The organism is Hyalangium ruber (assembly GCF_034259325.1).
Classification (GTDB): domain Bacteria; phylum Myxococcota; class Myxococcia; order Myxococcales; family Myxococcaceae; genus Hyalangium_A; species Hyalangium_A rubrum.
In genome coordinates this window covers 803,274-816,687 of record NZ_JAXIVS010000004.1, presented here as the reverse complement: position 1 = coordinate 816,687, position 13,414 = coordinate 803,274, and the positions used below count along the sequence as shown (strand labels likewise).

Below are 13,414 nucleotides of genomic sequence, written 5' to 3'. Positions count from 1 at the left end.
TGCGCTCGCTGCCATCGAGAACCCGGGCACCGTCACGCTGCCGAAGGCCCAGGGCTGACCACCTCTCCCTCCGTGCGGCCAAGGACGGGGCAGCTCCGTGTCGGGACGGGGCTCGGCGAGGACTTACCGATGAACCACTTCCGATGAACAGCGCGCATGGATGCCTTCCTTGAGCAAGAGGGGATCGTTCCTCACAGCAAGAGGAAAGCAGTTTTAGCAAAAATACGTGGATAACTCGTTCCTATGTGGCGCGGGTGGGGCGCTTGGTTCGTGCTGGCGGTGGTGGGCGCTGGCGCTGGTGCTGCTTGTGCGCCGCTGCCAGCTTCTGTGTGTGGGCGGAGAGCTCGCGATCGATCAAGCGCTCCAACTTCTGGAGAAGCACTTTGGGAAGGTGCTCTGGATAGGTCTTGGGGAATCCCAGGTATCCTGCCTCGCCTCCGACCCAGCGAAGCTTTTCCGCCGCGGCATTCACCAGGTCACCGGCTGCGCGCAGGGCAAGTTGGAGTGCTTGTGCCGAGTCGATTCCCCATAGCTCGAAAAGCTCGCGCTCCTCGGGACGTATCCATTCCACGCTGCACCTGTAGTTACCGGTTCGTGGGTCCCGGGTCGGTTTCCGAACCCGAATGACGGCATGCCGGCCGGGAGAGTCGGGGAGTTCGAATCGACGCTCCGCCACGGTGGGACCGGAGGGCTCGGTGCCGCGCGGAAGCCTTGTGTGCATGGACATGAAGTGGGGCCTCTCAACCGCCGAAATAATTGAAGCAGAAGTTCCGGCAGCTCTCCTCGCTTTCGTTGAGCTTCGAGAAGCAAGCGGCGCGTACTTCAGGGGCGACAATGTCGTTGCAGAAGTCGATGAGCACCTGCCCCCCTGCGGCACAGGAGTCGAGGCAGCGATTCAGATTCGTAGGTCGCTTGCGTTTCACCTCTTCTGCTGTCCCGGGTGGCAGAGGCGGGGTTGGGTGCTGCCGAGGCCGTGTTCCCGAGGGAGGTGCGAGGCTTCCGCCACATGCCTCTGGAGTCGTTGGGTTCCGTTTGAGGCAACAATCGTAAGTCGTCTGGCAGCCACTGGGCCCTGGGTCTGCCAGAAGCTGAGGCCGCTCTGTGTGGGCGAGCGCAATGTTCTCGAGTCGAGCCTCTGCTTTCACGGCTTGGCAGCCTGAGAGAACCCAAGCTACCGCTGTCATCAGCACAGGCCCCCACAGCTTGGGTTCATCCAGCATGTGCGCGCTTGAAAAGGATCACGGCTGGCGCTTGAGCCAGGAGACGACGTCCGGGCCCGCGCGCTCGCGCAGCTCCACGTCCTGGCTGAGCCGCTCCAGCGTCTGCGCCATCGCCTGCTGTGCCTCGGTCACCGGGTGGGCCTGGAGCAGCGCCTTGGCCTCCTCGAGCTGCTTGCGGTTCAGCAGTGAGCCGAGCGCCTCCACCACCCGCCGCAGCAACATGGGCGCTCCGCCCGTGCGCGCCACCACGTCCTTCCAGCGCTGCTGCACCACCTGCCACCACGCGTCCCGCCCCGTCCGGTTGTTCAGCAGCGAGCCCAGGTAGATGGTCACGTCCTGCATCTTCACCGCATCCGTGAAGAACAGCTCCTGCCCCCGCTTCGTGAGCGCCGGGTCCTCGAACGAGGCCAGCGCTGTCAGGTAGCGCCGCTGCGTCGCCGGATCCGGATCCGTCTTCATCTTCTCCAGCAGCAGGTCGAACAGCGCCGAGTCTCCCGCCCGCGCCGCCATGTACACCGCGCTGTCCAGCAGGTTCGGCTCCAGCGCCGCCTTGTCCCCGCCGAGCACCTTCATCACCCGCGGCCGGGCCTCCGCCACCGTCTGCCCGCTGCGCGCCAGCGAGCCCACCGCTCGCACCAGCGCCGCGCGCCGCAGCTTCACCCGGTCGTTCTCGCCCGCCGCCGAATCCCAGCCCAGCTTCGTCAGCCCCGGCGCCAGCAGCTTCTCCACCCAGCGGCGGAAGCGCTCCTGGTGCTCTCCCTCCACCAGCCGCAGCTCCACGTACCCCAGCCGGCCCACCAGCTCCTCCAGGACCGCGTCGTCCTCCTCGCCCCCGAAGCGGCTGGCCAGGTCCAGGAACTCCGCCGCCGAGGCCTGCCCCGCGCGCATCAGCGCCCACCGGTCCGCCAGCAGCGCGATGCGCTCCGAGGGCGCCAGCGCCTTCAGGTTCGACGCCAGCTTCTCCAGCGCCGTCCCCTCATACGCCACCCGGTAGAACCCCGTGGAGCCCGCGTTCGCGCACAGCCACCGCACCTCGCCGCTGCCCTCCAGCAGCACCGTGGCCCGCTCCTCGCGCAGCAGGAAGCGCTGCTCGCGCACCCCGTCTCCGTCCTCGAAGCGCAGCACCACCGGCACCGGCCAGCGCTCACCGCTCGTCACTCCCGGCTCCGAGTAGAAGCGCCGCTGGCTCAGCGTCACCTGCCGGCCCTCCTGCTTCACCGCCAGCACCGGGTAGCCGCTCTGGCCGATCCACGCGTTGGCCAGCTCCACCACCGGTTGCTTGGAGGCCGCTCCCAGCGCTCCCCACAGGTCATCGGCCACCGCGTTGCCTCGCGCGTGCGTGCGCATGTACTGGCGAATGCCCTCGCGGAACGGGCCCTCGCCGAGGAAGCCCTCGATCATCCGCAGCACCGCGCCGCCCTTCTCATAGGTGATGAGGTCGAAGCTCTCGCCCGCCTCGCCCGCGTTGCGCACCTCGCCTCGGATGGGGTGCGTGGACTTCAGCGCGTCCAGGTGCAGCGCCGCCGCCTTGCCCGCATCGAAGTCCAGCCACACGCGCCAGTCCGGCCGCCAGCTGTCGACAATCTTGTAGGCCATCCACGTGGCGAACGCCTCGTTGAGCCACAGGTCGTCCCACCACACCATCGTCACCCAGTTGCCGAACCACTGGTGCGCCAGCTCGTGCGTCACCACCTCCGCCACCCGCTTCTGCACCGACAGCGGGGCGGTGGCCGGATCCAACAGCAGCGCGACCTCGCGGTAGGTGATGAGGCCCGCGTTCTCCATGGCTCCCGCCTCGAAGTCCGGGATGCCCACCTGATCCACCTTGCCGTACGCATACGGCAGCCCGAAGTACTCCTGCAGCCGAGGCAGCGCCGCCAGCGCCGCGTCCTGCCCGAAGCGCGTCAGGTGCGCCTTCTCCGGCAGCGCCCACGTGCGCACTGGCACCCCGTTCACCTGCTCCTCCGGCGTGCCCACCAGCGGGCCCACCACCAGGGCGATCAGGTACGAGCTGAGCACGTCCATCTCCTGGAACTTCACCGTGCGCAGGTTGCCCTCGGTGGTGTCCGAGACGATGGCGCCGTTGCCCAGCGCCACCAGCCCCGGCTGCGTGGGTACGCGCACCGTGATGGCCCAGCGCGCCTTGAAGGCAGGCTCATCGAAGCAGGGGAAGAGGCGCCGCGCGTCCGCCGCCTCGAACTGGGTGGCCGCCACCTTGCCCGCCAGGTACAGGCCGCGCAGGCCCGTCGTGAACAGGCCCGTCCACTCCACATCCAGCGCCGCCGCGCCGGTGGGCAGGGGCGCGTCGAAGCGCAGCACCACCGTCTCGCTCTGGGCCATGGGCTGGATGGAGACCGGCGTGCGCTGCTGGCTCCCCGCGCGGAAGGCCACCTTGCTCAGCTGCAGCGAGATGCCGTGGAGGATGATCTCGTTCGTGGGCGAGGCCACCTCCAGCTCGATCGTCTGCGAGCCGGAGAAGGTGCGCTCGTCCATGTTGAGCGTCACCGTGGACACATAGCGGCGGGGGAGGACGTCGCGGGAGAGGCGGAAGTTCTTGTCGTCGGTCGCGTGTGCCATAGGGCGGCGACTCTAGCCGCGACGCGAGGGGTTGTACGTGTCCGTTGTGGGAGCTGTCAGACGGTGGGCGGATGGCCCTGGGCCGCGGGGGGCCTCGGGGGCTCAGCCCGGGTCGGACGCCACGAAGAAGACCGCCGCCGCGCCCACCAGCACCGCCGCGCCCCCGGCGTACACCCACGGGCTCTCGTACCAGGCGCGCTGCTCGATGACGGACAGCTGCAGCGGGGCGCGCGGGGTGGCCGCCCGCGCCAGCGTGTTGCCCTGCGCGTCCAGCGCCTCCACGAAGTACCAGGCCGTGAAGTCCGTGGTGTTGCCCGGCGTGGGCAGCTCGCCCTCGCACGTGTCGCCTTCACACGCCATCCGCGCGGCGCGGTACGGGCCGTCCGGAGCGGTGGCGTGGCGCAGCAGCACCTCGCTCGTTTTGCCCTGCGGGTCCTTCAAGGAGGCGCGCACCCGCCGGGGCTCGATGTTCCCCTCGCGTGGCAGCACCGCCAGCTTCGGTCGGGCCGCCAGCTGCGCGCGCACCCGCTCCAGCAGCTCCACCTGCTGGGGTGGCGCGTTGGCCGGAGCGCGGATCCACGCGTCCTGCTCCAGCGCCTCCGCGGTGCGCAGCTCCGCGTTCGTCTCGTCCTCCAGCAACAGGTGGATGTAGCCCAGCTCCAGCAGGGCTTGGGCGCGCTCGGCGGCCGGGCGCCCTTCCAATCCGAGGTAGCGCTGGTATTCCACCGCCGCCTCCTCGTACCGCAGCTCCTCGGCGAGCTTGCGCGCGCGCTCCAGCGGGGCCCGCGCGTCCTCGGTGCGCGTCTGCGCGAGCACCACGGAGGTGGGAACGCGCGTGGGCGCGTCGGGGGCGGCGGTCAGGAGCAGGAGCGTGAGCGGGAGCACGGGCCCCCGAGCGTACCCGAGAGCCGCCTCCCGCGTCCGCTCCTCCCCGGCGGGAGCGTCTGCTACGCGCTCGCCCGCGCCACCGCCGGCTTGATGACCTCGCGGGCGAACTGCGCCAGCGTCGTCGGCGTGGTGGTCTCCGGGCTGCGGGGCTCGGCGGGGTCCATGCGGCCGGACGGGATGGCCGCGTACATCTCCGCGAAGATGTCCACCAGGAAGGCCGGCATGCCCGCTCCGAGCATGCCCTGGCGGGCCTGCTCCACGGTCACCTCATTGTAGCGGACCGGTCGACCCAGCTCCTGGGAGAGGATCTCCGCCACCTCGAGTTGGGTGAAATCCGCCGGGCCATGGACACCCAGGTTGCGGTGGCCCGTCCACTTCGGGTCGAGCAGCACCTCGGCGGCCTTCGCCCCGATGTCCGAGGTGCTCACCAGCGGGAAACGCTTGTTCGCGGTCATGGCCATGAAGATGGCCCCCGCCTTGGCGATGGTGTCCGTGTTGCGCAGCAGGTTCTCCATGAAGAAGCCCGCCCGCAGACTGGTGAAATGCGGGGTGGCGGCCTTGAAGGCTTCCTCCACGTCCCGCATCGCGCCCACGGGGCCGGTGCCCGGACCGCTCTGCGCGCCGATGCTGGAGAGGACGACGACCCGCGCCACCTTCTGGGCCTTCACCACCTCGGCCGCCGTGCGCGCCGCGCCGATGGCCCACGTGTGGTAGTCCGGCCGGGCCGCGGGCGGCGTGAGCCAGAACAGCGCCTCTGCTCCGGCCAGCGCGCGCTCCAGCACCGCCTTGTCGTCGATGGAGCCCTCCACCACGCGGGCCCCGCGCTTCGCCAGGTCCGCCACCTTGTCCGGGTTGCGGCTGATCAGGGTGAGCTTCTTGCCCGCCGCGAGCAGCTTCTCCGCGAGCGACCGGCCGATGTTTCCGTTGGGGGTATTGATGACGATGCTCATGGCTTCCTCCGAAGTGGGTTGCAGCAACGGGGCTAACAATGGAGGCGCGAGCCGTATGAGACAATCGCATGGTATTCATGGGCTCATGAGCAAGCTTCATGAAACGCCTGGAGCCGTCCCCGCGGTGGATCTCTCCAGCGTCAACCTGAACCTCCTGGTGGCCTTGGACGCGCTGCTCACCGAGGGAAGTGTCACCCGGGCGGCCACCCGCCTGGGCGTCACCCAATCCGCCCTGAGCCACACGCTGCGCCAGCTCCGAGAGGTGTTCGGTGACGCGCTGCTCATCCGGGGGCGCGGCGGCATGGTGCTCACGCCCCGCGCGCAGCAGTTGGCCGCTCCTATTCGCCGGGGGCTGCTGGAGCTTCAGCGCGCCCTGCGCGAGGAGCCCGTCTTCGAGCCGCGCACCACCGCACACCGATTCAGCATCGCCGCGCGCGACTACTTCGCCTTCGTGCTCCTTCCTCCGCTGCTGGAGTTGCTGGGCCGAGAGGCGCCGCGCGTGGACCTGGACCTGCGGCCCGTGGACGAGCGGCGGACCCCCGAGCGGCTGGAGAGCGGCGAGGTGGATCTCATCATCGGCGCCTTCGTGGGGGAGGCCCCTGCCTTGCGCCAGCAGCGCCTCTTCCAGGAGGAGTTCGCCTGTGTCGTCCGCGCGCAGCACCCGGAGGTGAAGCGCCGGCTGGAGTTCGAGCAATACTTGCGCCTGCCCCATCTGTTGATCAGCACCAGCGGCGAGGGCGAGGGCGTGGTCGACCGGGAGCTGACCAAGATCGGGCGCTCGAGGCGCATCGCCCTGCGCGTGCCCTACTTCCTCGCCGCGCCGCTGGTCATCGTCCGCTCGGAGCTGGTGCTGACCGCCCCGCGCCGGATGGTGGAGAAATTCGCCAGCGCCTGGCCGCTCCAGGTGCTCAAGCCCCCCCTGGCCCTGCCTGCCTTCAGCGCCTTCCAGGTGTGGCACGAGCGGTACGACGATGACCCGGCGCACCGGTGGCTGCGAGGCATGGTGGCGCGCGCCGCGGCCAGCCTCGCCTGAGCTGGCCTTGGAGGTTCAAGTCGCTTGCTCCAGGTGCAAGCGAGGCACGCCCGCGTGTCGACGACTCAGCGCTTGCGAGAGGCGGCCCAGGCCTTTACCCTCGGCCTGGAGAAATATATGGGAGCCCATATAAATACCCCGGAGGGCGCGGAGGACATCCGCGTGGTGATGGATTCCATCCGGCGTGTGGTGCGCCTGTTGCGCGTCTCCGCCCGGGCCTCCGAGCGGTTCGTGGGCATCAGTGGCGCCCAGCTCTTCGTCCTCCAGCAGCTCGCGGATGCAGGGGCCTGCTCCATCGGTGAGCTGGCCGAACGCACCCTCACGCACCAGAGCTCCGTCTCCGTCGTCGTGAGCCGGCTCATCGAGCGCGGGCTCGTCCGCCGGCGGGCCTCGGCGTCGGATGGTCGGCGCGCGGAGGTGCGCCTTTCGCCCGCCGGGCGTGCGCTCCTGCGGCGCTCACCCGCCATGGCGCAGGCCCAGCTCATCGCCGGGCTGCGGCGCCTGGAGCCCCCCACGCGCGCCTCGCTCGCCCGAGGGCTCGAGGCGCTGGTGCGTGAGATTGGCGCCGACACGCAAGCTCCCACCCTCTTCTTTGAAGACGAGCTCCCCTCGGGGCGCCGTCCGCGGACAAGGAACCATGAAGAAGCCTGAGATCTCCGAAGTCGCGGAGGGCGTGTCTCGTGAGGTGCTCCCCGTCGCCCCGTCGATGGGACCCGCGCTGGAGAGCGTGAGCGCTCCCCAGGCCCTGGAGCCCGTGGATCGCCGCGTGGTGTTCATCAGCGGCGTCGCCATCCTCCTGGCCATCGCCGCGGGCTTCGTCGCGCAGCTGCTCACCGCCATCATCCACCTCTTCACGAACATCGCCTTCTTCGGCCGCTTCTCCGCCGCGCCCGTCTCCCCGGCGGACAACACCCTGGGGGCCTGGGTCATCGTCGTACCGGTGCTGGGCGCCATCCTGGTGGGGTTGATGGCGCGCTACGGCTCGCGAGCCATTCGCGGCCACGGCATCCCCGAGGCGATGGAGCAGGTGCTGTTCAACCAGAGCCGCATCCCGCCGCGCGTGACGTTCCTCAAGCCGCTGTCGGCGGCGGTGGCCATCGGCACCGGAGGCCCCTTTGGCGCCGAGGGCCCCATCATCGCCACGGGCGGCGCGTTGGGCTCGTTCGTGGGCCAGCTCCTGAAGGTGACCGCGGACGAGCGCAAGGCGCTGCTGGCCGCCGGCGCCGCGGCGGGCATGGCGGCCACGTTCGGGGCGCCCGTGTCCGCGGTGCTGCTCGCGGTGGAGTTGCTCCTGTTCGAGTACCGCCCGCGCTCGGTCATCCCCGTGGCGCTGGCTACCGCTACGGCGACCGGGGTGCGCATTGTCTTCACGGGCGGCGAGCCGGCCTTCGCGATGCCGGACCTGGTGCAACCCGGGGGCGCCGCGCTGGCCTGCTACATCCTCCTGGGCGGGGTGGTGGGCCTGGCCTCGGTGTTCGCCACGCGCGCGGTGTATGCCATCGAGGATGCCTTCGAGAAGCTCCCCCTGCACTGGATGTGGTGGCCGGCGCTCGGCGGGGTGGTGGTGGGCGTGGTGGGCTACTTCGCCCCGCGTACGCTGGGCGTGGGCTACACCAACATCGAGGACATCCTCAGCGGCCGCTTCGTCGGCACGGCGATGCTCTTCTTCTGCTTGATGAAGTTCCTCTCCTGGTCCATCGCGCTGGGCAGCGGCACGTCTGGCGGGACGCTGGCGCCGTTGTTCACCATCGGCGGCGGGTTGGGCTCGGCGCTGGGGGCCCTGCTCGTGTGGCTGGCACCGGGGCTCGGCATGGATGTGCGCATCGCCGCGCTGGTGGGCATGGCCGCCATCTTCGCGGGCGCCTCGCGGGCGCTGCTCGCCTCGGTGGTGTTCGCCTTCGAGACGACGCGCCAGCCGCTGGGGTTGCTACCGCTGCTGGGCGGGTGTACGGCGGCCTACCTCGTGTCCACGTTGCTCATGCGCCACTCCATCATGACGGAGAAGATTGCCCGCCGAGGCGGGCGCGTCCCCACCGAGTACGCCGTGGATGCCCTGTCCCATGCCCTCGTGCGGGACCATGGGCTGCGGTCCGTGGTGACGCTCTTGGGGGAAGAGTCCCTGGAGACGGTGCGCGCATGGCTCGCCTCGGGCGTACCCGGCACCAGCCACCAGGGCTTTCCGGTGCTGGACGCGAACGGTGGGCTCGTGGGCGTCGTCACCCGGAGGGACTTGCTCGACGGCGCGGAACCGGGCGGGCGGCGGGTGCGCGAGCTGATTCGCCGTCCTCCGGCCGTCGCCTTCGAGGACAGCACGTTGCGCGAGGCGGCGGACCACATGGTGCGCGAGGGCGTGGGGCGGCTGCCCGTGGTGCGCCGCGACGCACCCGAGCGGGTGGTGGGCATCCTCACGCGCAGCGACCTGCTCGCGGCGCACCAGCGCCGGCTGGACGCGGCCCACCGCCGGGAGCAGGGCATTGGAGGCGCGAAGCGGCCCCCAGAGCCCCGGGTTCCGCACCCCGCGTGAGCTTCGCGTCATGGCCGACTCCTCCGCGCAGGTGCAACGCGACCGGGTGCTCCAGCTGTTGAAGCGGCACGGGTGGAACGCCACCTCCTTCCAGGTGCTCGAGCCGGGCTTTCGCTACTGGTTCGACGAGCGGCTGGAGGCCTGTGTCGCGTACGTGGACACGGGCGGCGCCTGGGTGGTGGCTGGCGCTCCCATCGCCCAGGTCGAGCACCTCGCCGAGGTGGTCGCCGGCTTCGAGGCGGCGGCACGCGCCGAGAACCGGCGAGTCTGCTTCTTCGCCGCGGAGCGACGCTTCCTCGAGGCCGCCCCCGTCGAGGCGGTGCCCATCGGCGAGCAGCCGGTGTGGGATCCACGTCGCTGGGAGGAGACGCTGCGCTCCAGCCGCAGCCTGCGGGAGCAGCTCCGGCGGGCACGGGCTCGCGGCGTCACCGTGCGCAGGGTGGCCGCGGACGAGCTCCGGGACCCGGAGCACCCCACGCGGCGGGCGGTGGATCGGCTGCTGGCGCGGTGGCTGGCCGCGCGGCGCATGGCTCCCATGGGGTTCCTCGTCCAGGTCTCCCCCTATGCCTTCACCGAGGAGCGCCAGGCCTTCGTGGGCGAGCTTCAAGGCGAGGTGGTCTGCTTCCTGTCCGCTGCCCCCGTCTTCGCGCGGGAGGGCTGGCTGCTCCAGCACCTGGTGCGGGATGCGCGCGCGCCCAATGGCTCCGTGGAGTTGATGGTGGACGCGGTGATGCGCGCCTCGGCGGAAGAGGGGCGGCGCTATGTGACGCTGGGATTGGCGCCCCTCTCGGGAGACGTGTCGCTCTGGCTGCGCCTGGCGAGGCTCTGGGGCCGGGCGCTGTATGACTTCGAGGGGCTGCGCGCCTTCAAGGCGAAGCTGCGGCCCCACACGTGGGACCCGCTCTACCTGGCCTGGCCCGAGCGGGGCGGCAGGCTCTGGCCCATGTACGACGCGCTGCGAGCCTTCGCCCGGGGCAGCTTCGTGCGCTTCGGCTTCACCACGGCGCTGCGCCGCGCGGACCTGCTCGTGCGCGTGCTGGCCGTGCTGCTCATTCCCTGGACGCTGCTCCTGGCCCTGCCCGTCAACACGCCCCGCTTCCCGTCCCCCGCCATCCAGTGGGCGTGGGTGCTCTTCGACGTGGGGCTCACCGGCGCCCTCTTCGCGCTGGTCCACCGCTGGCGCTCCCGCCTGGCGGGGCTGCTCGCGGCCATCATCGCCCTGGATGCCTGCCTGACGACCTGGCAGGCCGTGGCCTACAACGTGCCTCGGGCCCAGGGCGCGCTCGACTGGCTCGTCATCGGAGCCGCCATCCTGGCGCCCTCCACGGCGGCCGGCTTGCTGGGGTGGGCCTCCCGCCACCCGCCCTTCACGCACTAGCGCCGGGGAAAGCCCTCTTCTTCCGGCGGCACGTGCGCGCCGTGGCCGGGGCTCAGGATGATGTCCTCCCCTTCGATGCGCGCCACCGCGTGATGGGTGACGACGTAATCCCTCCTCGCGGGCATGCCCTGCTCCAGCTCGAATTGCGTGGCACCCAGATTCGCCACCGTCCCGAGCTTGCGGCCCTGCAGGTCCCGCACCGTCATGCCCTCCCGAATCCTCTCCGGGTCAATCATTGCTTCCTCCTCATGTGACTCTCTGTAAACATTGCAATCGCCCTGTGGGCACGCAGACGTGGCGGGTGGGTAGGGCGAGATGCTTGCCTGCAAGAGGCAATGGGCAGGGGCCCCACGGGCTTTCCCCGTGGATTGCCTCGGCCTCGGGAGGTTGTTCATGCGTCTCAGGTCCCCGGTCGCCTGGACGGTCGCCGTCCTGGTGTATGCCGGAGCGGGTTACGCGGCGGAACCGCCGCGAGCCGCAGCTCCCCCGCCGAAGCTTCCGCTAGGAGTCTCTCCCACGCTGTGGAAGCTCTCGGTGCCTGCGGGCGCCGAGCCCACGCCCGAGAAGGTGGCGCTCGGAGAGAAGCTCTTCAACGAGAAGCGGCTGTCGGCGGACGACACCGTCTCCTGTGCCACCTGTCACGAGCCGACCAAGGGCTTCGTGGACGGCAAGGCGCTGTCCACCGGCATCAAGAACCAGCAGGTGACGCGCAACAGCCCCACCGTGCTCAACGCCATGTTCAACGCCACCCAGTTCTGGGACGGGCGCGCGGGCACGCTGGAGGATCAGGCCAAGCTGCCCATCCTCAACCCGCGCGAGATGGGCATGCCCTCGCCCGAGGCGGTGGTGACCAAGGTGCGCGCCATCCCCGAGTACTCGGCCGAGTTCAAGAAGGTGTTCGGCCGCGAGGTGAACTACGACGACCTGGCCGCCGCCATCGCCGCCTTCGAGCGCACCCAGTTCTCCGGCAGCGCGCGCTTCGACAAGTTCATCCACGGGGATGACAAGGCGCTCAACGCCTCGGAGAAGCGCGGCTGGGCGCTCTTCAACGGCAAGGCGCGCTGCAACTCCTGCCACGCGGCCAACATCGTCTCGCCGCTCTTCTCGGACCAGAAGTTCCACAACATCGGCATCGCCGCCCACAAGCAGGACTTCGTGCAGCTGGCGCGCGAGGCGCTGACGGTGGTGCGCACTGGCGACGAGAAGCAGATCGACGAGCTGGCGCTGGAGACGAAGTTCTCCGAGCTGGGTCGCTTCCTGGTGACCAAGAAGGAGAACGACGTCGGCGCCTTCAAGACGCCCACCCTGCGCAACGTGGGCATCACCGGCCCGTACATGCACGACGGCTCGCTGGTGACGCTGTGGGACGTGATGGACCACTACAACAAGGGCGGCGTGCCCAACCCCTACCTCGACGGGGGGATGCAGCGGCTGGGGCTCACCGAGCCTGAAATCGACGACGTGGTGGCCTTCCTCTTCGCGCTCACGGACGAGCGCTACGAGAAGTTCAACCGGCAGGAGCTGGCCCGGCAGACGGCCCGCAAGGGCAAGCGCCCCGAGCGCGACACCGAGGTGGCCCTGGGCAAGAAGGGCAACCTGGGAGACCTGGCCCCCAACCCGGACCTGGCTGTGAAGAACCCGGCGGAGCTCGGCGCGTACGGCTCGGAGACCTCCATCAAGAGCACGGCGAAGTAGGGAGCCTTCAGACCATGTCCAACAAGTTCAAGAGCGTCGAGACGAAGTACTACGAAGAGCGCCAGGAGCTGTTTGACGGGCTCCAGCGCCTGGACCGCCGCGCCTTCATGCGCGTGGCGGGCGTGTCGGCCGGCATCGTCGCCGGCATGGGACTGGTGACGCCGGCCAGCTTCCAGCTCGTCCAGGTGGCCGAGGCCCAGGGCAGCACCGACAAGCCGAAGTTCAGCTTCGCCTATATCTCCGATACCCACCTGTACGAGAGGAAGCTCAACGACCGGTTCATTCGCTCCATCCTCAAGGCCGTGGATGACGTGAACGCGCTCAACCCGCAGCCGGACTTCGTGCTGTTCGGCGGGGACCTGGCCCAGCTGGGGCAGGCCAGCGAGCTGAAGCTGGGCGCGGAGATTCTCAAGAGCGTCAAAGCCCCGGTGAAGATGATGGTGGGCGAGCACGACTGGTTCCTCGACATGGGCGAGCTGTGGCGCGAGCTGTTCGGCCCGCCCAACTACTCGTTCGACCACAAGGGCGTTCACTTCGTGGTGCTCAACTCCATCCTGGAGAAGGATTTCTGGACGGAGAAGGGCCTGAAGCCCATGGAGCGCATGAAGATCGTCGCCGGCCTGGACAACGGGCTGCAGTCGCGGTTCGAGGTGGGCGCCGAGCAGCGCGCGTGGATGCAGCAGGACCTGGCCAAGGTGGACAAGAAGACGCCGGTCATCGTCTTCAGCCACTCGCCGCTCTACAAGTACTACAAGCCGTGGAACTTCTGGACGGATGACGCCGACGAGGTGCAGGCCCTCCTCAAGCCGTTCGAGAAGGTGACGGTCATCCACGGCCACACGCACCAACTGCTCACCAACCGCATCGGCAACATCCACTTCCACGGCATGCTGTCCACCGCGTGGCCGTGGCCGTATGCGCCCGAGGGGCTGCCTACGTTCACCACGCAGATGAACCGCGCGGATCCGTTCAGCCAGTTCGACGGGTGCGGCGACGGACGGATGGACGTGCTCGAGGCCGGCCTGGTCAACAAGCTCTACAACCTGTGGGAGCGCAACCCCATCACCGTGCGCGCGAGCTACCTCGCGTCCAACGGCCAGAAGGATGCGCCCCCCCGCCCCAAGCTCCCCAGCTACTAGCGAGGACGCC

General features: G+C 69.6%; 11 protein-coding genes. 6 read left to right on the top strand and 5 right to left on the bottom strand.

Translation table 11 applies throughout. The features are described from left to right. Positions 1-241: 241 nt before the first annotated feature. The 4 genes from SYV04_RS43740 to SYV04_RS15570 form a co-directional block, all read right to left on the bottom strand. On the bottom strand, positions 242-721 hold the full coding sequence (locus tag SYV04_RS43740) for a DUF6968 family protein (protein ID WP_422723942.1): 480 nt from the start codon (positions 719-721) through the stop codon (positions 242-244). A gap of 517 nt (positions 722-1,238) precedes the next feature. Continuing rightward, a complete protein-coding gene (locus SYV04_RS15580) occupies positions 1,239-3,797 on the bottom strand; it encodes a M1 family metallopeptidase (RefSeq protein ID WP_321546545.1) in 2,559 nt (852 codons plus the stop codon). A 102-nt stretch (positions 3,798-3,899) separates the two neighbouring features. Then, positions 3,900-4,682, bottom strand: coding sequence for a hypothetical protein (locus tag SYV04_RS15575; RefSeq protein WP_321546544.1), 783 nt, complete (start codon positions 4,680-4,682; stop codon positions 3,900-3,902). 62 nt (positions 4,683-4,744) lie between these two features. Then, positions 4,745-5,635 (bottom strand): NmrA family NAD(P)-binding protein, encoded by an 891-nt coding sequence (locus SYV04_RS15570; RefSeq protein WP_321546543.1) that lies wholly within the window; start codon positions 5,633-5,635, stop codon positions 4,745-4,747. Positions 5,636-5,720: 85 nt separating this feature from the next. Here SYV04_RS15570 and SYV04_RS15565 point away from each other — a divergent pair, with 85 nt between their 5' ends. Genes SYV04_RS15565 through SYV04_RS15550 form a run of 4 tightly spaced genes read left to right on the top strand, consistent with a single transcriptional unit; the run spans position 5,721 to position 10,570 of the window. Next, positions 5,721-6,668 carry a LysR family transcriptional regulator gene (locus tag SYV04_RS15565; RefSeq protein ID WP_321546542.1) on the top strand — a complete coding sequence of 316 codons (948 nt, stop codon included), beginning with the start codon at positions 5,721-5,723 and terminating at the stop codon, positions 6,666-6,668. A gap of 54 nt (positions 6,669-6,722) precedes the next feature. Beyond that, entirely contained in the window at positions 6,723-7,319 is a 597-nt protein-coding gene (locus SYV04_RS15560; protein WP_321546541.1) for a MarR family winged helix-turn-helix transcriptional regulator, read from the top strand. Then, positions 7,306-9,192 (top strand): chloride channel protein, encoded by a 1,887-nt coding sequence (locus tag SYV04_RS15555; protein WP_321546540.1) that lies wholly within the window; start codon positions 7,306-7,308, stop codon positions 9,190-9,192. Before SYV04_RS15560 ends, SYV04_RS15555 begins: the two co-directional genes overlap by 14 nt. A gap of 10 nt (positions 9,193-9,202) precedes the next feature. Beyond that, on the top strand, positions 9,203-10,570 hold the full coding sequence (locus SYV04_RS15550; protein WP_321546539.1) for a DUF2156 domain-containing protein: 1,368 nt from the start codon (positions 9,203-9,205) through the stop codon (positions 10,568-10,570). Here the strand turns inward: SYV04_RS15550 and SYV04_RS15545 are convergent. After that, positions 10,567-10,806, bottom strand: coding sequence for a DUF2171 domain-containing protein (locus tag SYV04_RS15545; protein WP_321546538.1), 240 nt, complete (start codon positions 10,804-10,806; stop codon positions 10,567-10,569). The genes SYV04_RS15550 and SYV04_RS15545 overlap by 4 nt on opposite strands. A gap of 157 nt (positions 10,807-10,963) precedes the next feature. Here SYV04_RS15545 and SYV04_RS15540 point away from each other — a divergent pair, with 157 nt between their 5' ends. Continuing rightward, entirely contained in the window at positions 10,964-12,265 is a 1,302-nt protein-coding gene (locus SYV04_RS15540; protein WP_321546537.1) for a cytochrome-c peroxidase, read from the top strand. Positions 12,266-12,279: 14 nt separating this feature from the next. Continuing rightward, entirely contained in the window at positions 12,280-13,404 is a 1,125-nt protein-coding gene (locus SYV04_RS15535; RefSeq protein ID WP_321546536.1) for a metallophosphoesterase family protein, read from the top strand. The last annotated feature ends 10 nt before the right edge of the window (positions 13,405-13,414 follow it).

What these genes read in the sequence shown, in the direction of transcription:
- SYV04_RS43740 (WP_422723942.1), bottom strand. Translation starts at nt 721, where the DNA reads ATGCACACAAGGCTTCCGCGCGGCACCGAGCCCTCCGGTCCCACCGTG.
- SYV04_RS15580 (WP_321546545.1), bottom strand. Translation starts at nt 3,797, where the DNA reads ATGGCACACGCGACCGACGACAAGAACTTCCGCCTCTCCCGCGACGTC.
- SYV04_RS15570 (WP_321546543.1), bottom strand. Translation starts at nt 5,635, where the DNA reads ATGAGCATCGTCATCAATACCCCCAACGGAAACATCGGCCGGTCGCTC.
- SYV04_RS15565 (WP_321546542.1), top strand. Translation starts at nt 5,721, where the DNA reads ATGAGCAAGCTTCATGAAACGCCTGGAGCCGTCCCCGCGGTGGATCTC.
- SYV04_RS15555 (WP_321546540.1), top strand. Translation starts at nt 7,306, where the DNA reads ATGAAGAAGCCTGAGATCTCCGAAGTCGCGGAGGGCGTGTCTCGTGAG.
- SYV04_RS15550 (WP_321546539.1), top strand. Translation starts at nt 9,203, where the DNA reads ATGGCCGACTCCTCCGCGCAGGTGCAACGCGACCGGGTGCTCCAGCTG.
- SYV04_RS15545 (WP_321546538.1), bottom strand. Translation starts at nt 10,806, where the DNA reads ATGATTGACCCGGAGAGGATTCGGGAGGGCATGACGGTGCGGGACCTG.
- SYV04_RS15540 (WP_321546537.1), top strand. Translation starts at nt 10,964, where the DNA reads ATGCGTCTCAGGTCCCCGGTCGCCTGGACGGTCGCCGTCCTGGTGTAT.
- SYV04_RS15535 (WP_321546536.1), top strand. Translation starts at nt 12,280, where the DNA reads ATGTCCAACAAGTTCAAGAGCGTCGAGACGAAGTACTACGAAGAGCGC.